Source organism: Enterococcus sp. BWT-B8 (assembly GCF_020567625.1).
GTDB lineage: Bacteria > Bacillota > Bacilli > Lactobacillales > Enterococcaceae > Enterococcus_L.
On the sequence record NZ_JAJDJV010000008.1, the window covers coordinates 1 to 24,896 of the forward strand.

Consider the following 24,896-nt stretch of genomic DNA (forward strand, 5'->3'; position numbering starts at 1 on the left):
ATTTCCCATTTCTTTAAGAAAGTAAGACCCCTGAGAGAAGATCAGGTAGATAGGTTGGAAGTGGAAGGCTAGTGATAGTTGGAGCGGACCAATACTAATCGGTCGAGGACTTAACCAAAGAATAGGAAGAGAAAAAGAATGAACTAGGTGAGTAATGTGTTGAAGAGAAACGATCTATCCAGTTTTGAGTGAATAAAGAAGTCACTCAAAAGTAAATAAGCACCAACACCAGTGTGGTGGCGATAGCGAGAAGGATACACCTGTTCCCATGCCGAACACAGAAGTTAAGCTTCTTAGCGCCGATTGTAGTGAAGGGTTTCCCTTTGTGAGAGTAGGACGCCGCCGCGCGATGATTCCGGCATAGCTCAGTTGGTAGTAGCGCATGACTGTTAATCATGATGTCGTAGGTTCGAGTCCTACTGCCGGAGTATAGCGAAAACCAATTAATTGGTTTTCGCTTTTTTTGTATTAGCAGACATGAGATGATAAAATCGTAGTAGTTAGTTGGGGTATCTTTTTGTTGGCAGCATTTAAACTTCTTTCTAACACTTATGTAAGTTTGTTGTTGTTATTTATTTGCAAGGGTGTATATTTCAACGTTTTTCCATATTTCAATAATGATATATACAATTTAAGACTTAAGTTTGACTAAACTCTTTTTGACTTGTGATATAATGTTTTTATTGTGATATGGAAAGACGATCCTGTCTGTAAGACTAACTCATCTTTTCCTGAAAAAAGATAGAGTTGTAAATAATTTGAAATAGATATGGAATTAATGGAGGGAAAAAAAGTGAAAGTTGGATTTTTCACCGATACCTATTTTCCCCAGATAAGCGGGGTAGCAACTTCAATAAGTACGTTGAAACTTGAATTGGAAAAAATGGGACATGAGGTTTATATTTTTACAACAACTGACCCGAATGCAGATGCATTTGAAGAAGATGTTATCAGGATGCCAAGTGTTCCCCTGGTCTCTTTTAAAGAACGTAGAATTGTTGTTAGAGGTATGTGGTATGCCTATTTAATTGCTAAAGAATTGGAGTTGGATTTAATTCATACCCATACAGAGTTTGGTGCCGGCTTATTGGGAAAAATGGTAGGTAAGAAATTGAAAGTACCCGTTATTCATACGTATCATACAATGTATGAAGAGTATCTTCATTATATTGCGAAGGGTAAAGTGCTGAAGCCGACACACGTCAAATATTTTTCAAGAGCATTCACGAATCATACGACTGGAGTAGTTTGCCCGAGTAAGAGGGTAATAAATAAACTGCAGGAATATGGTGTAAAATCACCGATGCGGATTATACCAACAGGAATAGATATAGAGAAATTTAAACGTCCTGATATAACAGCTGAGATGGTCGAAAATCTTAGAAAAGAGATTGGTCTAACAGAAGATCAGCTGATTCTGCTTTCTCTGAGCCGTATTTCTTATGAGAAGAATATTCAGACCATTTTAAAGGGAATGGATCAGATAATTGAAGAATTTCCTGAAGCAAGACTAGTAATCGTTGGAGATGGACCTTATGTTGAAGCGTTAAAAGAGCAGGCTCAAAGGTTGGGGATTAAAGACTATGTTATGTTCATTGGAGAGGTTCCCAATGATCGTGTAGCAATCTATTATAAAGCTGCTGATTATTTTGTCAGCGCCTCAACATCTGAAACACAGGGACTGACTTATACTGAGGCTATCGCTGCGGGTGTACCTTGTGTAGTGGAAGGCAATGATTATTTAAATGATTTGCTGGATCATCGTTCTTTGGGCATTACTTTTGAAAAGGATGAGGATTTTGCGTCGGCTTTTATTGATTATGTACATGAAAATGTACCTCATGAACAGGAAGTAGTTGAAAATAAGCTTTATGAGATTTCAGCTGATTATTTTGGTAAACGAATGATTGGGTTCTATAATGATACACTTAACTATTATGAGGAGCATTATGGTAATAAGAAAGAAAGTCTGGTCTCCATGGAAAAAATAAAAGGGAAATTTATTTCTCTAAGAAGGCAATAAAAATGTAAAAAACTCTGTTTGTAGGATATACTACAAATAGGGTTTTTATATTTTTATTGAGAGGGATGCAAGTATGAAAAAAATTGGATTTATCGGAATTGGTGTAATGGGCCATTCAATCGTAATGAATATGATGAAAAATAATTTAACAGTTTCTGTTTATAATCGTACAAAGAGTAAAACAGACGACCTGGTAAAAGAAGGAGCTGTTTGGAGAGATACCCCAAAAGACATAGTTGAAAACAGTGAGATTATTTTTACAATGGTTGGCTTTCCTTCGGATGTTGAGGATATCTATTTTAAAAAGGATGGGATATTTGATGCAGATGTGACAAATAAGATTCTTGTTGATTTAACTACCAGCACGCCGTCTTTAGCTGAGAAAATTGGAGCTGAAGCAGCTGAAAGGGGGGGATCTGCTTTGGATGCACCAGTTTCTGGAGGAGATCTTGGTGCTAAAAATGGAACATTAACAATTATGGTTGGCGGGTCGGAAGATGCATATAACGAAGTTGTTCCTGTTTTCAAAACGTTTGGAAAAACAGTTAATCTTCAAGGTTCATCTGGGAAAGGACAACATACCAAAATGGCGAATCAAATCATGATTGCCGGAACAATGACTGGAATGTCTGAGATGCTGGTTTATGCTGAAAAGTCTGGACTTAATCTGGATAAGGTAATTGAAACACTTGGCGGCGGGAGTGCATCGAACTGGTCAATGAACAATTATGCTCCCAGAATTTTAAAAGCAGATTATTCTCCTGGATTTTTTGTTAAGCATTTTATTAAAGATTTACGAATAGCCCTGGATGAGGCTGAAAAAATGAATTTGAAGCTTCCGGCAACAAAGCTTGCTGAAGAGCTGTACACTTGTTTGGCTGATAAAGGATTTGAAGATGACGGGACTCAGGCGCTTATAAAGCTTTGGTGGGATTAAAATGAACATTTAAAGAAAATTATTAAAGAACATCAAAAAAGTTAAAAAAAATGGCGAAAATCCATGCACAATAGCCAATGTTTTGTTACAATGATACAGGAATGAAACTTAGTTCGCCGAGGGAGGTCAAGTTTATGAAGCAGTCACAATTAGTAGCGATTATCAAAAGACTTGAAGCAATGACAGAAGCAGATGATAATGAAATACAAGTTCGCCGTTTTGAGCGTGAAGGCGTTGAAAAATGCTTAGTTAGTTTTGATAAAACGACGGATACTTTTGAACTGACAGAAACAGACAGTCAGCAAGTTTATCAATTTGACAATATTGATATTGTAGCTATGGAGATTTACGACTTAATCCAGTAATGAATAGCTGAAAATCTTTTAGTTGTATACAAAACTCATTGTTTAATAGGACAATTAAAATGAAATGCTTTCATCTGTCTTATCATTTATAGAGTAAAAAACAGCCATGAATGGAATGAACTGCTAAATGTTAGCTAAAAAATAACATTTAACAGTCTGTCCAACTGGCTGTTTTTGTTTGTTAGTAAGGAAGCTTTAACTGTTAAGTGTCAATTCTTTGAATATTTCATGAACTGTTGTCTGCTTTTGAATTTTGAAGGCATTTGTACCTGCAAAAACCAAAGCATTCTCTGGATTATTTGTCACAGCATTCAGCAGCGTTTCAGAGATACAGTAAGGAATTGTTTTACGATCACAGTGTTTAAAAGACAGGCAGTTTCGACATTTTTCTATAGGAATCTGTTTATTTTTGATTCGTTCAGTAAAAAGATTCTTAATAGCTCTTCCTGGCATACCCACCGGACTTTTAATAAGAGTGATATCTTCTTCTTTTGCATTGATGTATGCTTGTTTAAATGATTCGGGGGCATCACATTCTTCTGTAGCCACAAAACGGGTGGCCATTTGAACACCGGAGCAGCCTAAAGCGATATAATGGTCAATATCTGAACGGTCAAAAACCCCTCCTGCGAATATAACGGGAATCTGTTTTCCAAATTCATCGGCAAAAGAGTTGACAGTTGCAATGATTTTCTTTAATTCGTCATCCATGCCCTCAATATCCTCTTCAATAGTTTCTGCCTTGAATCCTAAATGACCACCTGCTTTTGGTCCCTCAACCACGATGAAATCTGCTGTTTTATTATATCTTTTTTTCCATAACCCCAACAATACTTTAGCTGCTTTGTTTGAAGAGACAATTGGTGCAATTTTTGTCTGACTGCCTGCCACCAGTTCGGGAAGATTAATTGGGAGTCCGGCGCCGGAAATGATAACATCTGCGCCAACTTCAACGCAGCGCTTAACATAACGATCATAGTGAAGGGTTGCTGCCATAATGTTAAATCCGATGATCCCTCCTTCAGCAATTTTTTTTGCTCTATCAAATTGAATTTTTATTGCTTCCATATTTGCCCGCATAGGTGATTTCTCAAATAATTCTTCTTGATAACCGATTTGTGCGGTAGACAGAATACCGATCCCGCCTTCTTTGGCAACAGTACCTGCTAGATTTGCCAGACTGATACCAATACCCATCCCGCCTTGAATGATGGGGACCTTTGCAATTAATTTATCCATTATTAATGGTTCTAAAATCATAGGTAAGCTCCTTTTTCTAAATGTAAATATAATTAATTTGATGATCAAACTAAAGTCACTATAGACAGTTCTTGATGAATTGTCAAATCTTTTCTGAAAATGAAAGATGAAATAGAGAGGATTGATTCAATTCGAACACTGATACCACAACTGTTTTTTCGAATAATGTAAAAAAAACATGAAAATACTTGCAATTAGTTTATGAATACGATATAGTTTGAACATCAAAACATTTGATAATCAAATTAATTACGGATGGTGTGCATGATGGAACCAGATTTAGAAACAATCAATGATTATCTTGTCAATGTTTTCAATGATATTTTGACTATCGAGGAATCAGAATTAAAAAAATCAAAATTCAAGGATTTATCAATCACTGAAATGCATACAATTGAAGCGATTGGCATGTATAAAAGGAAGACTTCATCAGAAGTAGCGAAAGAGCTTTCGATTACTGTAGGAACTTTAACTGTGGCTATCAATAATTTGGTGAAAAAAAATTATGTGGAGCGCATTCGCAGTGAAGATGATCGGCGAGTAGTGAAGTTAGGTTTGACCCAAAAGGGAAAACTGCTTTACCGTGTTCATCAGCATTTCCATCGTGAAATGGTCAAAAATATTTTAAGCGGAATGGATCAGAAGGAAGAACAAGCATTATTAAAAGCTTTGAAGAACCTTCATGATTTTTTACAAGAATATAAGTAGAGCGGGGAAAGAATGAATCAATACGGAAAAATAACCTATACAGGCAGCTATCTTCCAGAAAGAAACGTGACAAATGAGGAACTAAGTCAGTTTATGGATACTTCGGATGAATGGATTAGCAGTCGAACAGGGATTCGTTCCCGTCATGTCGTTACAAGCGAAAATACTTCAGATTTATGTATTAAAGCAGCGCAGGTTCTTTTGGATAAATCTCAAATTGATCCTGAAACAATCGATTTTATTATTGTCGCTACGATCACACCGGATTATCAGATGCCTTCTGTAGCCTGTCAGGTACAAGCGGGGATTAAGGCGGTTAACGCATTTGCTTTTGATATTAGTGCCGCCTGTTCAGGATTTATTTATTCACTGAGTATTGGAGAAAAAATGATTCGCGGCGGTTATAAGCGAGGAATCATTCTTGGAGGAGAGACATTGTCCAAGGCTTTGAACTGGGAAGATCGAACTAGTGCTGTTCTCTTTGGAGATGGTGCTGCCGGAGTTATTCTGGAGGCTGTGGAAAAACCGCATCTATTGGCTGAAAAACTTCAGTCAGATGGGCAACGAGGCAGCGCATTGACTTCTGGTTTTCAGTTTAATGAGAGTCCGTTTTACCAGTCAGAGGGAAATAAAAGAGAGCAAAGTAGCAGTTTCTTAAAAATGAACGGGCGTGAAATTTTTGATTTTACAATGAATGATGTGAGTAAGAACATTCAAAGCCTTGTAGATGAACATGACTTTGAAGCAGATTATTTTTTGCTTCATCAAGCAAATATTCGAATCATTGATAAACTAGCCAAGAAACTGAAGATTCCAAGAGAGAAATTTCTATCTAATATGGATAAATATGGGAATACTTCAGCAGCAAGCATTCCGATTTTATTGGATGAAGCAGTGAATGAGGGGATTATTAAACTAGATTCAACACAACAAGTGGTGTTAACAGGATTTGGCGGTGGGTTAACATGGGGCACAATGCTTCTGACACTGTAAAATCTGTTCACATATAAAATTAAACTTAAATTTTTGGAGGAATATACACATGGTATTTGAGAAAATTCAAGCAATTATTGTAGAAGAACTGGGAAAAGAACTGGAAGATGTTAAATTGGAAACAAATATCCAGGAGGAACTGGATGCTGACAGCTTGGACTTATTCCAAATTATTAATGAAATTGAAGATGCTTTTGATGTGAAGATTGAAACAGAAGATGGCATCGTGACAGTACAGGATTTAGTAACCTATGTAGAGAAACAAAAAAACAGTTAATTTAGAATAAAAGATTTTGTAACGAGATTAAGGCGAAAGTGTTGAATTTCCAAGAGTGGGCATTTATACAAAAAAGAAACAGATTTTTGTATAATATCACCTGCCTGTCGAAATTCGGCTTTCGTCTTGTGGTTTATTAAGACCTAAACGTCAGGACTATTGATTGAAAACAGTTATTGTAGTTGAATCGTTTTAAAATGATGAAGGATGTATTAACAGATGAACACAAGAATATGTGAGTTGCTTGGCATAAAATATCCTGTTTTTCAGGGAGGAATGGCCTGGATCGCTAATGCATCACTGGCAGGTGCTGTTTCTGAATCTGGCGGATTGGGAATCATTGCTGGTGGAAATGCCCCTAAAGAAGTGGTAAAAAAAGAAATTAGAAAAATCAAGGCTATGACAAACAAGCCTTTTGCTGTAAATATAATGCTGTTGTCGCCGTTTGCTGAAGAGATTGTAGATTTAGTCTGTGAGGAAAAAGTTCCGATAGTAACGACAGGAGCAGGGAATCCAAGTAAATATATGAAGCGTTTTAAAGAGAATAGCATTAAAGTAATTCCGGTTGTTCCATCAGTTGCGTTGGGGCTCCGTATGGAGAAAATAGGTGCGGATGCCGTTATCGTAGAAGGAATGGAAGCTGGCGGACACATAGGAAAATTGACCACGATCAGTTTGGTTCCTCAAGTAGCGGATGCTTTATCCATTCCGGTTATTGCAGCTGGAGGTATTGGAGACGGCAGAGGGATGGCCGCTGTCTTCATGCTTGGAGCAGACGGGGTACAAATAGGGACTCGTTTCCTTGTGGCAAAGGAATGTACAGTTCACGAAAACTATAAACAAAAAATTATTCAAGCAAGAGATATCGATACAGTAGTCACTTGTCAGCACTTCGGTCATCCAGTTCGGGCGTTAAAGAATAAATTAACCAGAGAATATGATCAATTGGAGAAGCTGGAACTGAAACAAGAAAATCCAGATCTGAAAAAATTTGAAGAGTTGGGTCAGGGTGCTCTTTATAAAGCAGTGGTAGAAGGAGACATGGATTCTGGTTCAGTTATGGCTGGTCAGATAGCCGGCTTAGTAAAAAAAGAGGAAACAGCAGAGGAAATTATCCACTCTCTGATTGAAGAAACAACCGAGGTAATTAAGGGACAGTATCAAAAATATTTGTAATCAGAATTTGGAAACAGCGGATAGGATTATTTTGATTTTGTGTCGGAAACTGTTCGCATTAGTAATAGTTAGCAGAGGTAATTGCACACGAACTATTAATAAAAAGAGTTTATTTAGAATTATCAAAGGAGACAACACATGAAAACAGCTTTTGTATTCAGTGGTCAGGGTGCTCAATACACAGGAATGGGTAAGGAGCTCTACGATCAGGAAAAGGTTGTTCGAGATACTTTTTCTGAAGCTAGTGAAATTTTAAATTATGATATGGCTGAGCTTTGTTTTTCGCCAACGGATAGACTAAATGAAACAGAGTATACTCAACCGGCAATTTTAACGGTCAGCACGGCATTTTATCGTATTCTTTCAGAGTATGGTATTAAACCGGATGTTGTAGCAGGCTTAAGTTTGGGAGAATATAGTGCGCTGGTAGCCAGTGAGGCTGTTTCATTTAAAGAGGCAGTGGCGCTGGTAGCAAAAAGAGGTGCATTTATGACTATAGCTGCTCCGCCCGGAACAGGGAAAATGGTAGCCGTAATGAATGCTGATAGAGCGTTAATTGAAGAGTGCTGTCGAAATGCAGAGAGTAAGGGAGTCGTTTCACCGGCAAACTACAATACACCACAGCAAATCGTTATTGGAGGAGAAACAGCTGCAGTCGATTATGCGGTTAATTTACTGCAAGAGCAGGGTGTAAAAAGAATGGTGCCGCTGAATGTAAGCGGACCGTTTCATACAGCACTGCTGAAACCAGCGTCTGAAAAGCTGGCAGAAGAATTGGCAAAGATAACGTTTCAGGAACCGAAGATCCCTGTCATCAGCAATACAACGGCTGATGTGATGGAGGGAAATCAAATTTGTGATCTTTTAACACTCCAGGTCATGAAAGCTGTTCGATTTGCAGACAGCATTGAAACAATGAAGCGCTTAGGTGTCACCAGAATTATTGAGGTTGGACCGGGAAAAACATTGACCGGGTTTGTGAAGAAAATTGATCGGGAGATCATTACTGGACGAGTGGAAAACAGTGTTACATTGGCAGAAACTTTAGAACTTTTAAAAGAGGGATAACTAAATGAATATACAAGGAAAGAATGTCTTTGTTACAGGAAGTACCAGAGGTTTGGGAAAAGCGATTGCACTTGCGTTTGCTGAAGCAGGTGCAAATATCGTTCTCAATGGGCGTAAGGAAATTTCTGAAGAGTTAATAAACGAAATAAAAGCTTATGGCGTGAATTGCATCGGAATTTCAGGAGATATTATTGATTTTGATACTGCCGGAAAGATGTTGGAAGAAGCAGAAAACAGTTTAGGTTCTGTGGATATTCTAGTTAATAATGCAGGCGTTACAAAGGATAAGCTGCTGTTGCGAATGTCCCCAGAAGATTTTGAACAGTGTATTCAGATTAATTTGAATGGGACATTTAATATGACGCAGCATGCTATTAAGCGAATGATGAAACGACGAAGCGGACGTATTATCAATATATCCAGTGTGGTTGGTCTGATTGGGAATGTTGGTCAGGCTAATTATGCTGCGAGTAAAGCCGGGATTGTCGGCTTCAGCAAATCTGTTGCCCGTGAAGCCGCTGCAAGAGGGATTACCTGTAATGTGATTGCTCCTGGCTTCATTGAAACAGAGATGACGGATGTTCTTTCCGATAAAATCAAAGAACAGACAAAAAGTCAGATTCCGTTACAATGCTATGGTCAGGCAGAGGATGTAGCAAAAGCTGCTGTATTTTTAGCTGAAAGTCCCTACATTACCGGGCAGGTGCTAAATGTAGACGGCGGTTTAGTGATGCATGGATAAATCGGTTGGGAGGAATAGTTGAATGAACCGAGTAGTAATTACGGGTTATGGAGTAACTTCTCCAATAGGAAATAATCCTGAAACTTTTTTAAACAGTTTAAAAGAAGGAAAAAATGGAATTGGTCCGATAACAAAATTTAATGCGGAAGAAACGGGGATTTCTTTGGCGGCTGAGGTGAAGGATTTTCCGTTTGAAAAATATTTTGTCAAAAAAGATGGGAAACGGATGGATATGTTTTCTATTTATGGTATTTATGCTGCACTGGAGGCCATGGACATGAGCGGTCTGAATGCAGAGGAGATCGATGCTGATCGTTTTGGCGTGATGGTGGGATCTGGGATAGGCGGATTACAGACGATTCAGGATCAGGTGATTCGTATGCATGATAAAGGGTCTCAAAGAGTGAGCCCTCTATTTATCCCCATGTCAATTGCCAATATGGCAGCAGGAAATATTGCTTTGCGTATAGGAGCTAGAGGCATTTGTACAGCAGTTGTAACTGCGTGTGCCAGCGCTACACATTCCATTGGAGAGGCATTCCGAAACATTAAGCATGGCTATTCAGATGTGATTCTAGCCGGCGGAACGGAAGCTTCTGTTACGGAAATCGGAATTTCCGGGTTTGCTTCGTTAACTGCATTATCTGAAGCAACGGATAAAGATCGGGCTTCTATTCCTTTTGATAAAGACCGTGATGGTTTTGTGATGGGAGAAGGAGCTGGAGTATTTATTGTTGAGTCTTTGGAACACGCGCAAAAACGGGGAGCAGCAATATTGGGTGAAATAGTCGGATATGGTGCCAACTGTGATGCTTATCATATGACTTCTCCTACACCTGATGGGAGCGGTGCAGCCAAGGCAATGATTCTGGCAATGACCGAAGCAGGGATTACTCCTGAACAGATTGGTTATATTAATGCTCATGGTACAAGTACGCCATCTAATGACGGTGCCGAGGCAAAAGCGATTAGGCTGGCGATGGGAGCAGCAGCTGATGACATACGGGTCAGCAGTACAAAGAGTATGACGGGACATTTATTGGGAGCCGCCGGTGGAATTGAAGGGATTGCAACGCTTAATGCACTGCAGCATCAGTTCATTCCTCCAACAATTGGATTGAAGGAACAGGATGAGGAAGTGACAATCAATGTAGTCGCTAATGAAGCTCAGCCGCATGCATTTGATTATGCACTAAGCAATTCACTTGGTTTTGGGGGACATAACGCAGTCATTTGTCTGAAACGTTGGGAGGAACAGTACTGATGGATATTAGTGAAGTAAAAGAGCTTTTAGCAAAATTTGATCAGTCCAGTTTGACTGAATTTGATTTAAGAGAAGGTTCATTTGAATTATATATGAATAAAAATACGATCTCACAAAAAAGAATTCAGCCGCAGGAAGAGCATTCCAATGCTGCAATAGAAATGAACAGCGAACTTTTGACTGCTAAAAACGAAGAAACAAAAGCTGCTGCTGTGGAAAATAAAGCGGTGCTATCTAAATCAGAAAATGCTGCAGAGGAAGAAATTACCTCTCCTCTTGTAGGGATTGTTTATTTACAGCCTGCTCCTGACAAGGAAGCTTTTAAGAAGGTTGGTGACGCAGTCAAAAAGGGTGATGTAGTCTGCATTATTGAAGCAATGAAATTGATGAATGAAATCACTTCTACTGTAGATGGAACGATTGCTGAGATTTTAGTTGGAAATGAAGAGGTTGTAGAGTTTGGACAGCCATTATTCAAAGTAACCGAAGTTTAATTTTAGTTTGATTGAAAAGAAGGAGCTTGTATAAGATGAATGTTCAGGAAATCATGGAGATCATTCCGCATCGATATCCTTTTCTATTGTTGGATCGAGTGGAAGAGATAACAGTTGGAGAGAAAATAGTTGCAAAAAAAAATGTCACAATCAATGAGCCCTTCTTTCAGGGTCATTTCCCATCAGAACCTGTGATGCCGGGCGTTCTGATTGTTGAAGCTCTGGCACAGGCTGGTGCAGTGGCGTTATTGTCAAAACCGGAATTTAAAGGAAAGACTGCTTATTTTGGCGCAATGGACAAAGTTCGTTTTAGAAAAAAAGTGGTACCCGGCGATACGTTATCTCTTGAAGTGGAAATTTTGAAAATAAGATCTGCAGCAGGAACTGGTCTGGGGATAGCTAAAGTAAATGGAAAAAAAGTAGCAGAAGCAGAACTAACTTTTATGATTGGATAGATGATGATGTTTTCAAAAATATTAATAGCTAATCGCGGTGAAATTGCGGTCCGGATTATTCGTGCATGCAGAGAACTAGGTATTCATACTGTAGCGGTTTATTCTGAAGCAGATCGGGAAGCTTTGCATACCCAATTGGCAGATGAAGCGATTTGTATTGGACCTGCAAAAGCGGGAGACTCATATTTAAAGGTTCAGCATGTACTGAGTGCAGCGATTGTGACAAACGCAGAAGCCATTCATCCAGGTTTTGGATTCCTCTCAGAAAACAGCCAGTTTGCTGCAATGTGTGAAGAATGTAATCTTACATTTATTGGACCAAAGGCAGAAACAATAGATGCAATGGGAAATAAAATCAATGCACGGAAATTAATGATCGAAGCAGAGGTACCTGTCATTCCTGGAAGTCCTGGTGTGATTGATACGGTTGAAGAGGCATTGTCTGTTGCTGAGAAGATCGGCTATCCGGTGATGCTTAAAGCAGCAGCTGGAGGTGGGGGGAAAGGAATCCGTAAGGTCCTTTCTCAGGATGAATTGCCGAGTCACTTTACCTCCGCTCAGCAGGAAGCGAAAGCAGCTTTTAACAATGGGGATATGTATATCGAAAAGATTATTTATCCGGCTCGACATATTGAAGTTCAGATTCTGGGCGATCAGTATGGAAATATTATTCATCTTGGCGAACGAGATTGTTCGCTACAGAGAAATAATCAAAAGGTATTGGAAGAGTCACCCTCCGTTGCTATTTCAGATGAAAAAAGGGCTTATTTAGGCGAAATTGCGGTAAGGGCTGCAAAAGCAGTTAATTATCAAAATGCCGGAACCATTGAATTTCTGATGGATGAAACCGGAAACTTTTATTTTATGGAAATGAATACTCGTATTCAGGTAGAACATCCGGTTACTGAAATGGTTACAGGATTTGACCTGGTTAAAGCACAGATTAAAATTGCTGCCGGCGAGGAGTTATCTATTACTCAAAATGATGTAAGGATAACCGGACATGCAATTGAATGCCGAATAAATGCTGAAAATCCTGCGTTCGATTTTGCACCGTCCCCTGGGACAATAAGTAATTTGCTGCTGCCTAGCGGAGGAATGGGCCTGCGTGTTGACAGCGCTATGTATACAGGTTATAAGATTTCCCCTTATTATGATTCTATGATTGCGAAAGTGATTGTTCATGGAGAAAACCGCATGGATGCTTTTATGAAAATGCAGCGTGCGTTAAGTGAAATAGTAACAGAAGGTCTGACAACCAATGCAGAGTTCCAGCTGGATCTGATTACTCATGAGAAAGTATTGGCTGGGGAGTATGATACAAGCTTTTTACAGGAAATCTTTTTACCTTCATGGGAACCTGAAACTGAACAATAAGAAGGGATAAAATCATGGCTTTATTTAAAAAGAAAGAGTACATTCGGATTAACCCGAACCGTGAATCACATTCTGATAATAAAAAGCCGGCTGTTCCAGATAATATGTGGGCTAAGTGTCCGTGCTGCAAACAAACACTTTATACAAAAGATATGGGGCCTGAAAAGGTCTGTCTACACTGCGGCTACAGTTTTAGAATTGGTGCGTGGGAGAGAATGGCGGTTACCGTAGATAAAAAAAGTTTTCATGAATGGGATAATGATATTAAGACAAAAGATCCCTTGAGTTTTCCTAACTATCATGAAAAGATTAAGTCTATGCAGGAGAAAACCAATTTAAACGAGGCAGTTTTAACGGGTCGGGCACAAATTCAGGGAAATGAGACAGCAATTGCCGTGATGGATGCGAATTTCATTATGGGTAGTATGGGGACAGTTGTTGGTGAGAAAATCACTCGTCTGTTTGAACGGGCAGCAAAAGAAAAGCTTCCAGTTGTGATCTTCACAGCATCCGGAGGTGCTCGTATGCAGGAAGGGATTATGTCGTTGATGCAGATGGCAAAAATATCTGCAGCAGTTAAGCGCCACAGCAAACAAGGTCTTCTTTATATTACGGTTTTGACTGATCCAACGACTGGAGGAGTAACCGCCAGTTTTGCCATGGAGGGCGACGTTATTTTGGCTGAGCCTCAAAGTCTGATTGGTTTTGCCGGACGCAGAGTGATTGAACAGACGATTCGTCAGGAACTGCCGGAAGATTTTCAAAAGGCAGAATTTTTATTAAAGCACGGTTTTGCTGATAAGATTATTCCCAGAAATCAAATGAGGGAAGTACTGGGAAGCATACTGAAGATGCACACGATGGAGGGATGGATATCATAATGAAAAGAACAGCAAATGATATCGTTACTTTAGCCCGATCTCAGGATCGTTTTACTTCATTGGAATATATCGATGCAATTTTTGATCAGTTTATCGAATTTCACGGCGACCGCTACTTTGGAGATGACCAGGCAGTTGTCGGCGGTGTTGCATTGCTTGCCGGAAAGCCGGTTACTGTTGTTGGTATTCAAAAAGGCAGAAACCTGCCGGAAAATATTGATAGAAATTTTGGTGCTCCTCACCCTGAGGGATATCGAAAGGCATTACGCCTAATGAAGCAGGCAGAAAAATTCAATCGTCCGGTAATTACTTTTATTAATACCGCCGGGGCTTACTGCGGCATTGAGGCAGAAGAACGCGGTGAAGGAGAAGCAATTGCCCGGAATCTTTTGGAAATGTCTGATCTGACAGTTCCAATCATTTCAATTATCATCGGGGAAGGCGGCAGTGGAGGTGCTTTGGCATTGGCTGTGGCCGATGAGGTTTGGATGCTGGAGCATACAATTTATGCGATACTCTCTCCGGAAGGTTTTGCATCAATTCTTTGGAAAGATGGGAGCCGCGCTAAAGAGGCTGCTGAGTTGATGAAGATAACAGCAGCAGAACTGAAAGAATTGACAGTCATTGACAAAATAATTCCTGAAGAAATGAATGGAGAACTGCTGGGACAATCCAAAATTAATCGAATGCTGCAGAAAGCCCTGATAAGTAAGTTAACAGAGCTTTGTAAGCTGACGAAAGAAGAGCTGACAGAGAATCGTTACCAGCGTTTTCGGAACTTTTGATTTCAAAAAGCAGGAATTAAAGTATATGTCAGAAGTGAATAGCTATGAAAGGGAACCGGGAGACTTAGATGACCGGTTCTCTTTTTTTGTATAAAATTGTGCATATAGTATCGTTATAGCTATTAAAATGAATAATTTTTCAAAAAAAGTGTTAAAATGGATGAAATTTCATTTTTGTTGTGGTATGATAAACCCACTTAATCATTTAACTTTAGGAGGAGTATTCAGTATGAAAAAATTGAAAGCAGTCATTATTGCCGCTTTGTCAGTGTTTGTATTAGCAGGTTGTGGAGGGAATGGGGAGACTAAAGATACCGGAAGCAGCAGTGCCAACTCAGAAAGTGCACTGGAGAAAATTAAAGAGAAGGGGACATTAGTGGTCGGAACATCGGCAGACTTTGCCCCTTTTGAATTTAAAACACTGGTCGACGGTAAAGATACGATCGTCGGCTCAGATATTGATATGGTTAAAGCGATTGGAGAAAAACTTGGCGTGGAAGTTGAATTTATGGATATGCAGTTTGATGCAGTTCTCGTTGCTTTGCAGCAGAATAAAGTTGATATTGCAGTTTCAGGTATTTCAGCAACAGAGGAACGGAAAAAAACATTTGATTTCTCCACTCCATATTACAATCCGCCTCAAAAAATTGTGATCAATAAGAACAATAAAGATATATTTACAAGCATTGACTCACTGAATGGGAAAAAAGTAGGTGCACAGAAAGGCTCAATTCAAGAAGGCGTTGTGGAAGCTCAGCTTCCTGATACACAGAAAGTTTCTATTCCGCGCGTACCAAATCTAATTGTCGAGTTAAACCAAGGTTCAATAGATGCTTTGGTACTGGAAGAAACAATTGCTGAATCTTATATTAATCAGAATCCTGATTTAATGATGGCGGATATCGAACTGACTTCCAATGAAGATGAAGCATTTGCCATTGCATTTTCTAAAGGTCAGGATGATCTGAAAAAAGAAATTGATGTGATTTTAGAAAAAATGATTGCGGATGGTTCTATTGATCAATATGTTAAGGCTGCGATGGAACTATCTGATAAAAGCAGTGAAGAATAAATTGGAGGAAGAGAAATGAATTTTTCATTTTTAGAAACCTATGTTCAATATTTTATATCCGGGGCAGCGGTAACGATTATAATCTCGCTGGTAACTGTCTTTTTTGGGACAATGCTGGGGGTATTAATTGCTTTGTTGAAACTATCCAAAGCAGCACCGCTACGTTGGCTGGCGAATATTTACATTGAAATTTTTCGCGGTACTCCAATGCTGATTCAAGTATTGATTGGTTTCGGTCTGCTGCAGAATCTGTTTCCTTCTTTTAATATGCCGATTGGGATTCTGACAATTGACTTTGGTCGTCTGGTTCCAGGAATGATTGTTCTGTCTCTAAATTCCGGTGCGTATGTAGCTGAAATTGTCCGTGGAGGAATTAATGCAGTGAACTATGGACAGACAGAAGCAGCACATTCTTTGGGGCTGCGCCCAATTCAGACGATGAGGTATGTTATTTTACCACAGGCTTTACGGAATATTCTTCCTGCTTTGGGAAATGAATTTATTATTCTAATTAAAGATTCTTCTTTACTGTCCATTATTGGTATTAATGAGCTCTTAAGCAGTGCACAAACAGTTATTTCCAGTACCTATATTCCACTGGAGCCCTATTATATTGCAGCAGCAATCTATTTTGTCATGACATTCCTGACATCAAGAGCACTGGCTGCTTTTGAGAAAAAATTAGGAAAAGGCTATCATCGTTAGGAGGGATTTTTGTGGAAAAGGCTGTAATTACTGTTAAAGATCTCCATAAAAATTTTGGAGAGGTTTCAGTTCTGAAAGGGATTGATTATCAGGTGCTTCAAGGAGAAGTAACTGTGATTATCGGTCCCTCCGGTTCAGGTAAAAGTACATTTCTGCGTTGCCTGAATCTTTTGGAAGTTCCTACTTCCGGACAAATATTTTTTGAAGGAACAGATATTACAGATAAGAAAAATGATATATTTAAGATGAGAGAAAAGATGGGTATGGTATTCCAGCAGTTCAATCTTTTCCCAAATATGACTGTGCTTGAGAATCTGACACTGTCTCCAATCAAGGTGAAAAAATTGTCTAAGGAGGAGGCTGAAGAAACGGCACAAAAGCTGTTAAAAAAAGTCGGTTTGGAAGAGAAAGCCAATGATTATCCTCAATCTTTGTCAGGAGGTCAGCAACAGAGAATTGCCATTGCCAGAGCATTGGCGATGGAACCGGATATTATGCTCTTCGATGAACCTACTTCCGCTTTAGATCCTGAAATGGTTGGCGAAGTTTTGAATGTGATGAACGATCTGGTGAAAGAAGGAATGACCATGGTGATCGTCACACATGAAATGGGATTTGCCAGAGAAGTGGGAGATACTGTTCTATTTATGGATGAAGGAAAAATTATAGAAAAAGGAACACCTGAAGCTGTTTTCGAGTATCCTGAAAACAGTCGAACGAAAGATTTTCTTGGAAAAGTTTTATAGAGCAATGGCAACGAGGGTGGGACAAAAGCGATCAGCTCCGAGAATTAAGAAGGAATATCCGAAAATTGTAAAGGAACACGATTCATAGAATGAATAGCTGTGAATGGATACACTACGCTGCATTTCGAGCACCTCAACTTCTACGTAGGAAACATACGAGAGTTGACAGGCTTCACTAGGATTGCTTTAGCAGAGTAGCTGAAGTCCTGTTACCTACTCGGTGAAGGACCTTGAGGTTCTCATATTTTCAGGATCGTTCGGCTTAATTCCGAAGGAGCTGCTCCTGCGGTTACTCGTCGTAAAAAGAATTTTTACTTTTGTACGGCCGTTTATTCGAGGGTAGATACGAAGAGAGAGTGGAACTTTATTTCTGTCCCTCTCTCTTTTATTTGCAGTTTCTGATAGACAGATAACAGTTTTGTAAAATTTGAATAGGGTGTGGAAGGGCTGCTTTTTTCGGTTAATCTTTCCGAATGGCTTCATTTTATTTATTTTAGTCTGTCTTTCTAAAGAATTTCAAGCTTTGTCGAGCAACCTCAGCGGCATTTATAGAATTTTTTAGTGAAATGCAGTATAATACTACAGAAGAGGTCGGGGCAAAAGTCATGCAGCTTCATATCAGAAGCAGATTTTGTCCCGCTATTTGTTCGCTTCCGGCGAAATTGCTGATGAAGAGCAAGAATTATTGTATAGATAGTGAGAGGAGTCCACATGTTTTCAAAATTTAAACCTACTTGGATGGTTGATGCCATTTATAAAATCACACCTGAACAGCTGCGGAAGCTAGGTGTTAAAGCTGTTTTGACAGATTTAGATAATACACTGATTGCCTGGAATAATCCTGATGGGACAGAAGAACTGCTGGTATGGATCGAAGAGATGAGAAATGCCGGATTTCCAGTCGTTGTTATATCTAATAACAAAGCCAGCAGAATTAAGCGTGCTGTTGAAAATTTTGAATTGGCCTATGTTTCCAGAGCGTTGAAGCCTTTAACAAAAGGCTTTAAGGAAGCGGAAGAGATGCTGAATTTAAAACCTGAAGAGCTTGTCATGGTTGGTGATCAGATCATGACTGATATCAGAGGTGCAAACGCTGCAGGAGTCCGCAGTATTTTAGTTCGTCCAATTGTGGACACGGATGGATGGAACACCAGAATTAATCGTTTTTTTGAGCGATTGATTATGAAGCAGCTGACAAAGAAAAATCCTGATATGGTATGGAAAGGCGGACTCGAATGAACGAAGTAATTCATTGTATCGGCTGTGGAGCTGTTATTCAGACAGAGCATCCGAATGAACTGGGGTACACTCCGAAAGCAGCTCTTGATAAGGGTCTGGAAACTGGTGATGTCTATTGTCAGCGCTGTTTTCGATTGAGACACTATAATGATATTCAGGATGTTCATTTAACCGATGATGATTTCCTGCGTCTGCTGAACGAACTGGGACGCAAAGATGCACTGATTGTTAATGTAGTAGATATATTTGATTTTAATGGTTCGCTGATTCCCGGACTGCACCGATTTATTGGGGATAATCCTGTTTTACTGGTGGGGAATAAAAAAGATATTCTGCCTAAGTCGTTGAAAAAAGGAAAAATGATTCAGTGGATGAAAGAGCGGGCTCACGAGCAGGGCTTGCGTCCGGTTGACGTACTGCTGACCAGTGCAAAAAAAGCGCATGAAATGGATGAGCTTCTTGCTGTGATTGAAAAGTATCGTGAAGGTCGGGATGTGTATGTTGTTGGTGTAACTAATGTTGGAAAGTCAACCTTGATCAATCAGATCATCAAAAATACAGCAGGTGTCAAGGATGTTATTACCACTTCTCAGTTTCCAGGGACGACATTAGACAAAATAGAGATACCTTTGGCTGACGGTCATTTTTTGATAGATACACCCGGAATTATCCATCGTCATCAAATGGCTTATTATCTTGGAAAGAAAGACTTGAAGCTTATTGCGCCGCAGAAGGAAATCAAACCAAAAATCTATCAGCTGAATCAGGAGCAGACGTTATTTTTAGGCGGGCTGGCCCGCTTTGATTTTATTCAGGGAAATCGTAGTTCGTTCATTGCCTATGCTTCAAATGACCTGACTATTCATCGTACAAAGCTGGCTAATGCTGACAGCTTTTATGAAAAACATTTAGGCGGGCTGCTCCAGCCGCCAAGACCGGACGAAGTCGCAGAATTTCCGGAGCTGGTGCGTTTTGAATTTTCGATTAAAGAAAAAACAGATATCGTCTTTGCCGGTTTAGGCTGGATTACGGTCCAATCAGCAGCCGTAGTGGCGGGTTGGGCGCCAAAAGGTGTGGAAGTATTAAAGAGAAAAGCGTTGATTTAAAATATCAACAATGGAAAGAAGGATTTTTGTGGAATTAAGAGGAAAACAGAAACGTTATTTACGTAGCCAGGCACACCATCTGCAGCCGATTTTTCAAATTGGCAAAGGCGGATTGAATGAAGAAGTTATTATTCAGATCAATGAGGCTTTGGAAAAACGTGAATTGATTAAAGTCAGCTTATTGCAGAATACAGATGAAGTGGCAGAAAATGTGGCTGAAATACTGGAAAAGAAGATTCATTGTAATGTTGTTCAGGTGATTGGACGTGTATTGGTTGTATTCAAGCCATCGTCTAAAGAAAAATATCAGAAATATTCTAAAGAAGTTAAATCAATTTAGGATGTGTCTGGAAAGTACTCGCCACTAGAGTTTTCAGACAGGGCCTAGCAAAGTAGCAAAGTTATTGGAGGAATCAATCGATGAAGGCAGCTGCCCGTGCGATAAGAGGAACTCAACCAATTGTTAAGGAAAAATTGAAGCTTTTTCAAAGAAGAAAACAAGTGGGAATTCTTGGCGGAAATTTCAATCCGGTTCATAATGTCCATTTAATGATGGCAGAGCAGGTCTACCAACAGTTAGGCTTGGATAAAGTGTATTTGATGCCTTCCTATTTACCTCCCCATGTGGATGAGAAAATGACTATAGACAGCAGTCACCGTCTGGCCATGCTGGAGCTGGCTGTTGAAGGAAACAGTCATTTGGCAGTAGAACCAATTGAAATAATTCGAAAAGGTAAAAGTTATACATACGATACCATGAAAGCGTTAATTCAAAATAATCCCGATACGGATTACTATTTTATTGTTGGCGGAGACATGGTAAACTATTTACCAACCTGGTATAAGATTGATGAATTGATTTTGATGATGAATTTTGTTGGAACACGGCGTCCTAATTATGATGTGGAAACACCTTATCCGATTATTTGGGTAGATACACCTCAAATGGATGTCAGTTCAAGTATGATAAGAGAAAAAATAGCTCAGGGATGTACTGTACGCTATCTTCTTCCTGATAATGTGATAAACTATATCTACGAGAAGGGATTGTATGTTGATGGAATTTAGTGGAAGATATACTCCTTTTAAACGGGAAGAGCTGATGCAGAAAGTGCAGATGCAGATGAGTGAACGGCGGTTTCAGCATGTTTTAGGTGTTGAAGAAGCAGCTGTTGCACTGGCGTCAAAGTACAATTGTTCTCAGGAAAAGGCGAGTATTGCAGCATTAGTCCATGATTATGCAAAAGAACGTCCGGATGATGAATTTCAATTGATTATTGAAAGAGACGGCTATAATCCTGAGCTGTTGAATTATGGAAATGCAATTTGGCATGGACTTGTAGGTGCAGATATGATTCAAAGAGAGCTGGGAATAGATGATGAAGAAATTTTAACAGCTGTTCGCTTGCATACAACCGGTGCAGAAGAAATGAGTCTGCTGGCTAAGATCATCTATATTGCCGATTATATTGAGCCGAACAGAACATTTCCTGGTGTTCAGGAAGCCAGAGAGATTGCATTGATAAGTTTGGACGATGCAGTTGCTTATGAAACGAAGCACACACTGCTTCATTTAGTTGAGCAGGAACAGAAAATTTACCCAAAGACGATTGAAACATATAATCAGTGGGTTGTGAACAGAAAATAGGAGGGAACAATCATAGATAGTCAGAGGATTTTAGAAATTGCTGTTAAAGCAGCGGATTCAAAAAGAGCGGAAGAGATTGTCGGCTTGGAAGTAAAAGACATTTCATTGCTGGCAGATTACTTTATGATTTGTCAGGCAAACAGTGAGCGGCAAATCAACGCAATTGTTGAAGAAATCATCGAAAAAGAAGAAGAGGCTGGAACTGAAGTTAAACGAATTGAAGGAAAAGACGGCGGGAAATGGGTACTGATCGATCTTGGAGATGTGATCGTTCATGTATTTCAAACTTCTGAACGAACTTTTTATAATCTGGAAAAACTTTGGTCAGATGCACCATTGGTAAATACAGAGCAGTGGGTAAGCTAACATGACCTACAAAACCTTTGCTTTTGTTTATGATGAAGTAATGGATGAAGCATTGTATGAACAATGGCTGGCTTTTTCAATGAGGCATTTACCAAAACAGACAAAACGTATTTTGGAACTGGCTTGTGGTACTGGACGTTTGGCGGTTGATTTTGCTGAAGCCGGGTTTGAAGTTACTGCTTTGGATCTGTCAGAGGAAATGCTGGCAATTGCCAGCAAAAGATCCAATGAAAAAGACATGGACATTCAATTTGTACAGGGAGACATGTTGGAGCTTTCGGAAGTTGGTCAGTATGAAGCAATTACTTGTTTTTCAGATTCTCTTTGTTATATGGAAAGTCGAAGAGATGTTCAACAAGTATTTGATGAGGTCTATCAGGCGTTGGAAGATCAGGGAACCTTTATTTTTGATGTTCACTCCATTTATCAGATGGATGAAATTTTTCCTGATTACAGTTATCATTATCAAACAGAAGAGTTTGCTTTTCTTTGGGATAGTTATCCGGGAGAAAAAGAGCACAGCATTGAACACTTTCTGACTTTTTTTGTGAAGCAGGAAGAAGGAAGAGAAGTCTTTATTCGAAGAGATGAGCTGCATCAGGAGCGGACCTATTCACTGGATAATTATTTGATGATGCTGGAAAGCAGCGGTTTTTCAGAAATTCAGGTTTATGGGGATTTTACTGATGAGGAACCAAAGGAAACAACGACTCGATGGTTTTTCGTTTGTCAGAAATAAACAGATAATAAAGCTGGGAAGCAGCGGGCGAAAAGCCGCCTTCTCAGCTTTTTAACTTATTGGTGAGGGAGGTTTGTCAATGAAAGCTTGTGGAATAATTGTTGAATATAATCCATTTCATAATGGACATGCTTATCATATTGAAAAAGCCAGAGAAGCTTCTAAGGCAGAAGTGATTGTTGCAGTTATGAGCGGCAATTTTCTTCAAAGAGGAGAACCGGCAATTATAGACAAGTGGATGCGTACAGCTGAAGCCTTAAAGAATGGTGTTGATTTGGTTGTAGAGCTTCCATTTTACTGGGCAGTTCAATCGGCAGATTATTTTGCTCGTGGCGGTGTAAAACTGCTTCAGGCATTAAACTGTGAGTCTTTATGTTTCGGAACGGATAGTCCATCGGAGAATGATTATCAGAGTTTTGGAGAATTTACAGCAGCGAATCAGCAGTTAATTGAGCGAAAATACAAAGAAATAAATCAGCAGCATTTGAGTTATTCACGACAGATGACACAAGTTTTTCAAGAATTGTATCCATCACTGCATTTGGATTTTTCTTCTCCAAACCATATATTGGGTTTGAGTTATGCAAAAGAGAATGCTCAGTATGAGCATCCCATGTCATTGCTGCCTATCAAAAGAAATGTGTCAAAATATAATGAAGAAAAGATTCATCAGGAATTTGCTAGTGCGACTGCTGTCAGAAATGGCGCATTTAAAGGGCAATGGGGAGCTTTGAAAATGGTTATTCCTGACCAGACACTAATAGATTTGACACAGAAAAAATTAGTATCATGGGAAGATTATTGGCCGCTTTTGAAGTATCGTCTGATTAGTTCGTCCTATGAGGAACTGCAGCAGATTTATCAGATGACGGAAGGAATTGAGTATCGTTTAAAAGAGAAAGCATTGAAAGCCGAGACGTTCCATCAATTTATAGAATCTGTTAAAACGAAACGCTATACATGGACACGACTTCAACGACTGGCAGTCTATATCCTAACGAATATTTCTGCTGAAGAAATCTATCAAGGATGGAACAACAGCTATCTAAATATTCTGGGAATGACTGAAAAAGGTCAGAGCTATCTAAAAATACAAAAAAAGAAGAGCAAATTGCCAATCCTGACTAAACAAATGAAGAATACAGAAAAATATTTTAAAATAGGGGTTAAATGCGACAGAATTTATCAGTTGGGGAATAATGGGATTGCTGAACAAAATAGCGGACGATTTCCCATTCGAATAAAAAATGCTTAACAAAACTTGTTCTGGCAAGTATAATAAGAAAGGCTGCAAAGCAAACAATAAGAATAAGACGAAAGCGAAGTGAGAATATGGGCCGTAAATGGGCAAATATAAAAGAGAAAAAAGCTGCTAAAGATGCAAACAACAGCCGAGTTTATGCAAAATTTGGAATAGAGATTTATGTTGCAGCGAAATCAGGTGATCCTGATCCCCATGCAAATCAAAAGCTGCGGTTTGTAATCGATCGAGCTAAAACATACAATGTACCAAAACATATTATTGACCGCGCAATTGAAAAGGCAAAAGGTTCAGGTGATGAACAGTATTCTGAACTGCGGTATGAAGGATTCGGCCCAAATGGTTCAATGGTGATTGTTGATGCGTTGACAAATAATGTAAATCGTACGGCAGCAGATGTACGGGCAGCATTTGGGAAAAACGGAGGGAATATGGGTGTCAGCGGCGCAGTTTCCTACATGTTTGACAATACGGCGATTATTGGATTTGAAGGCAATGATGCAGATGATATTCTTGAGTTTCTGATGGAAAAAGATATTGACGTACGCGATGTAGTTCAGGAAGATGAACAAATCATTGTTTATGGTGAGCCGGAAGATTTGCATGCTATTCAGGAAGCATTGAAAGAAAAAGGAATTGAAGAGTTTTCTGTCACTGAATTGGAAATGGTTCCTCAAAATGAAGTAACTTTAACAGGTGATGATTTAGAGAAATTTGAAAAAATGATTGATGTCTTGGATGACTTGGAAGATGTTCAAAAGGTTCACCATAACGTGGACTTAGGAGAATAAAAATTATGAAACCCTATTGTCGGTTCAATTAACGAACCCGACAGTAGGTTTTTTTTTATTTGAATGAAAAATAAAAAACCCTCCGCATCACACACTAATACGAAGGGAAACACAAAATGAAATCTAAGATTGAATTCATAATAACATGAAATGAATGTTTTCTCAATAATTTAGCATAATGTATAAAAAAATGAGAAAACACGAAGCTTAATCCAACTGAACTGGCAAAAACCTCAAATTTTTTAAAAAAAGGAAAATAATTTACTTTAATTGATTGGGATGGAAAGAGTATAGTTATGAGCTCAAAATATCAAAGACGGGCTTAGAAAAAGCAGTTAAAAACTAGAGAATAAACAAAGAGAACTGTTATAAAATACTTTTTAGATTAAATGAAACATATTATATTAATCTGTTGTCT

28 protein-coding genes, 1 tRNA gene and 2 rRNA genes are annotated in these 24,896 nt (G+C 39.1%); 30 read left to right on the top strand and 1 reads right to left on the bottom strand.

Going from position 1 to position 24,896, the window contains the following annotated elements; all coding sequences use genetic code 11:
• From LI951_RS08735 to LI951_RS08760, 6 genes are all read left to right on the top strand, one after another.
• A 23S ribosomal RNA gene (locus LI951_RS08735) occupies positions 1-118 on the top strand; the annotation flags it as partial.
• Positions 119-232: 114 nt separating this feature from the next.
• Positions 233-348: ribosomal RNA gene (rrf, locus tag LI951_RS08740) — 5S ribosomal RNA — on the top strand.
• Positions 349-354: 6 nt separating this feature from the next.
• Positions 355-428 (top strand) — tRNA-Asn (locus LI951_RS08745).
• Positions 429-793: 365 nt separating this feature from the next.
• Positions 794-2,023: a glycosyltransferase family 4 protein gene (locus tag LI951_RS08750; RefSeq protein ID WP_229441894.1), complete on the top strand. Its 1,230-nt coding sequence runs from the start codon at positions 794-796 to the stop codon at positions 2,021-2,023.
• Positions 2,024-2,096: 73 nt separating this feature from the next.
• Positions 2,097-2,960, top strand: a complete 864-nt coding sequence (locus LI951_RS08755) for an NAD(P)-dependent oxidoreductase (RefSeq protein ID WP_229441895.1) — start codon at positions 2,097-2,099, stop codon at positions 2,958-2,960.
• Positions 2,961-3,094: 134 nt separating this feature from the next.
• Positions 3,095-3,325: a YkuJ family protein gene (locus tag LI951_RS08760; RefSeq protein ID WP_202069095.1), complete on the top strand. Its 231-nt coding sequence runs from the start codon at positions 3,095-3,097 to the stop codon at positions 3,323-3,325.
• Between the two features lie 195 nt (positions 3,326-3,520).
• On the opposite strand, the gene LI951_RS08765 is transcribed toward LI951_RS08760, so the two are convergent.
• Positions 3,521-4,585, bottom strand: a complete 1,065-nt coding sequence (locus LI951_RS08765; RefSeq protein ID WP_229441896.1) for an NAD(P)H-dependent flavin oxidoreductase — start codon at positions 4,583-4,585, stop codon at positions 3,521-3,523.
• A gap of 267 nt (positions 4,586-4,852) precedes the next feature.
• On the opposite strand from LI951_RS08765, the gene LI951_RS08770 reads away from it, so the two are divergent.
• The 24 genes from LI951_RS08770 to LI951_RS08885 all read left to right on the top strand — a co-directional run bounded on the left by LI951_RS08770 (position 4,853) and on the right by LI951_RS08885 (position 24,478).
• A complete protein-coding gene (locus LI951_RS08770) occupies positions 4,853-5,293 on the top strand; it encodes a MarR family winged helix-turn-helix transcriptional regulator (protein ID WP_202069091.1) in 441 nt (146 codons plus the stop codon).
• 12 nt (positions 5,294-5,305) lie between these two features.
• Positions 5,306-6,286 carry a beta-ketoacyl-ACP synthase III gene (locus LI951_RS08775; protein WP_202069089.1) on the top strand — a complete coding sequence of 327 codons (981 nt, stop codon included), beginning with the start codon at positions 5,306-5,308 and terminating at the stop codon, positions 6,284-6,286.
• 49 nt (positions 6,287-6,335) lie between these two features.
• A complete protein-coding gene (locus LI951_RS08780; protein ID WP_202069087.1) occupies positions 6,336-6,563 on the top strand; it encodes an acyl carrier protein in 228 nt (75 codons plus the stop codon).
• Between the two features lie 219 nt (positions 6,564-6,782).
• Positions 6,783-7,739 carry an enoyl-[acyl-carrier-protein] reductase FabK gene (fabK, locus tag LI951_RS08785; RefSeq protein ID WP_229441897.1) on the top strand — a complete coding sequence of 319 codons (957 nt, stop codon included), beginning with the start codon at positions 6,783-6,785 and terminating at the stop codon, positions 7,737-7,739.
• 138 nt (positions 7,740-7,877) lie between these two features.
• A complete protein-coding gene (fabD, locus tag LI951_RS08790; protein WP_229441898.1) occupies positions 7,878-8,807 on the top strand; it encodes an ACP S-malonyltransferase in 930 nt (309 codons plus the stop codon).
• A gap of 4 nt (positions 8,808-8,811) precedes the next feature.
• Positions 8,812-9,549, top strand: a complete 738-nt coding sequence (fabG, locus tag LI951_RS08795; protein ID WP_202069081.1) for a 3-oxoacyl-[acyl-carrier-protein] reductase — start codon at positions 8,812-8,814, stop codon at positions 9,547-9,549.
• 22 nt (positions 9,550-9,571) lie between these two features.
• Entirely contained in the window at positions 9,572-10,813 is a 1,242-nt protein-coding gene (gene fabF, locus LI951_RS08800) for a beta-ketoacyl-ACP synthase II (RefSeq protein ID WP_202069080.1), read from the top strand.
• On the top strand, positions 10,813-11,307 hold the full coding sequence (gene accB, locus LI951_RS08805) for an acetyl-CoA carboxylase biotin carboxyl carrier protein (protein WP_229441899.1): 495 nt from the start codon (positions 10,813-10,815) through the stop codon (positions 11,305-11,307). The genes fabF and accB overlap by 1 nt, the downstream gene beginning before the upstream one ends.
• A 35-nt stretch (positions 11,308-11,342) precedes the next feature.
• Positions 11,343-11,762, top strand: a complete 420-nt coding sequence (gene fabZ, locus LI951_RS08810) for a 3-hydroxyacyl-ACP dehydratase FabZ (RefSeq protein ID WP_202069078.1) — start codon at positions 11,343-11,345, stop codon at positions 11,760-11,762.
• Between the two features lie 6 nt (positions 11,763-11,768).
• Entirely contained in the window at positions 11,769-13,139 is a 1,371-nt protein-coding gene (locus LI951_RS08815; protein ID WP_229441900.1) for an acetyl-CoA carboxylase biotin carboxylase subunit, read from the top strand.
• A 14-nt stretch (positions 13,140-13,153) separates the two neighbouring features.
• The gene (gene accD / locus LI951_RS08820; protein WP_202069076.1) at positions 13,154-14,020 is read left to right on the top strand and encodes an acetyl-CoA carboxylase, carboxyltransferase subunit beta; all 867 of its coding nucleotides are present in this window, start codon (positions 13,154-13,156) and stop codon (positions 14,018-14,020) included.
• Positions 14,020-14,805 carry an acetyl-CoA carboxylase carboxyl transferase subunit alpha gene (locus tag LI951_RS08825; RefSeq protein ID WP_229441901.1) on the top strand — a complete coding sequence of 262 codons (786 nt, stop codon included), beginning with the start codon at positions 14,020-14,022 and terminating at the stop codon, positions 14,803-14,805. The genes accD and LI951_RS08825 overlap by 1 nt, the downstream gene beginning before the upstream one ends.
• Before the next feature lie 229 nt (positions 14,806-15,034).
• Entirely contained in the window at positions 15,035-15,877 is an 843-nt protein-coding gene (locus LI951_RS08830; RefSeq protein WP_202069072.1) for a transporter substrate-binding domain-containing protein, read from the top strand.
• A gap of 15 nt (positions 15,878-15,892) precedes the next feature.
• Positions 15,893-16,582 (top strand): amino acid ABC transporter permease, encoded by a 690-nt coding sequence (locus LI951_RS08835; protein ID WP_202069070.1) that lies wholly within the window; start codon positions 15,893-15,895, stop codon positions 16,580-16,582.
• A gap of 11 nt (positions 16,583-16,593) precedes the next feature.
• Positions 16,594-17,328: an amino acid ABC transporter ATP-binding protein gene (locus tag LI951_RS08840; RefSeq protein WP_202069069.1), complete on the top strand. Its 735-nt coding sequence runs from the start codon at positions 16,594-16,596 to the stop codon at positions 17,326-17,328.
• Between the two features lie 711 nt (positions 17,329-18,039).
• Positions 18,040-18,567 (top strand): YqeG family HAD IIIA-type phosphatase, encoded by a 528-nt coding sequence (locus LI951_RS08845; RefSeq protein ID WP_202069068.1) that lies wholly within the window; start codon positions 18,040-18,042, stop codon positions 18,565-18,567.
• The gene (yqeH, locus tag LI951_RS08850; RefSeq protein WP_229441902.1) at positions 18,564-19,673 is read left to right on the top strand and encodes a ribosome biogenesis GTPase YqeH; all 1,110 of its coding nucleotides are present in this window, start codon (positions 18,564-18,566) and stop codon (positions 19,671-19,673) included. Before LI951_RS08845 ends, yqeH begins: the two co-directional genes overlap by 4 nt.
• Before the next feature lie 28 nt (positions 19,674-19,701).
• Positions 19,702-20,013, top strand: a complete 312-nt coding sequence (gene yhbY, locus LI951_RS08855) for a ribosome assembly RNA-binding protein YhbY (RefSeq protein ID WP_202069066.1) — start codon at positions 19,702-19,704, stop codon at positions 20,011-20,013.
• Between the two features lie 80 nt (positions 20,014-20,093).
• A complete protein-coding gene (locus LI951_RS08860; protein ID WP_202069064.1) occupies positions 20,094-20,741 on the top strand; it encodes a nicotinate-nucleotide adenylyltransferase in 648 nt (215 codons plus the stop codon).
• The gene (yqeK, locus tag LI951_RS08865) at positions 20,731-21,321 is read left to right on the top strand and encodes a bis(5'-nucleosyl)-tetraphosphatase (symmetrical) YqeK (RefSeq protein ID WP_202069103.1); all 591 of its coding nucleotides are present in this window, start codon (positions 20,731-20,733) and stop codon (positions 21,319-21,321) included. The genes LI951_RS08860 and yqeK overlap by 11 nt, the downstream gene beginning before the upstream one ends.
• Before the next feature lie 27 nt (positions 21,322-21,348).
• Positions 21,349-21,687 (top strand): ribosome silencing factor, encoded by a 339-nt coding sequence (gene rsfS, locus LI951_RS08870; RefSeq protein ID WP_202069102.1) that lies wholly within the window; start codon positions 21,349-21,351, stop codon positions 21,685-21,687.
• A 1-nt stretch (position 21,688) separates the two neighbouring features.
• On the top strand, positions 21,689-22,426 hold the full coding sequence (locus tag LI951_RS08875) for a class I SAM-dependent DNA methyltransferase (protein WP_229441903.1): 738 nt from the start codon (positions 21,689-21,691) through the stop codon (positions 22,424-22,426).
• A 79-nt stretch (positions 22,427-22,505) separates the two neighbouring features.
• Positions 22,506-23,681: a nucleotidyltransferase gene (locus LI951_RS08880; RefSeq protein WP_202069060.1), complete on the top strand. Its 1,176-nt coding sequence runs from the start codon at positions 22,506-22,508 to the stop codon at positions 23,679-23,681.
• A gap of 77 nt (positions 23,682-23,758) precedes the next feature.
• A complete protein-coding gene (locus LI951_RS08885; RefSeq protein ID WP_202069058.1) occupies positions 23,759-24,478 on the top strand; it encodes a YebC/PmpR family DNA-binding transcriptional regulator in 720 nt (239 codons plus the stop codon).
• Positions 24,479-24,896: the final 418 nt, after the last annotated feature.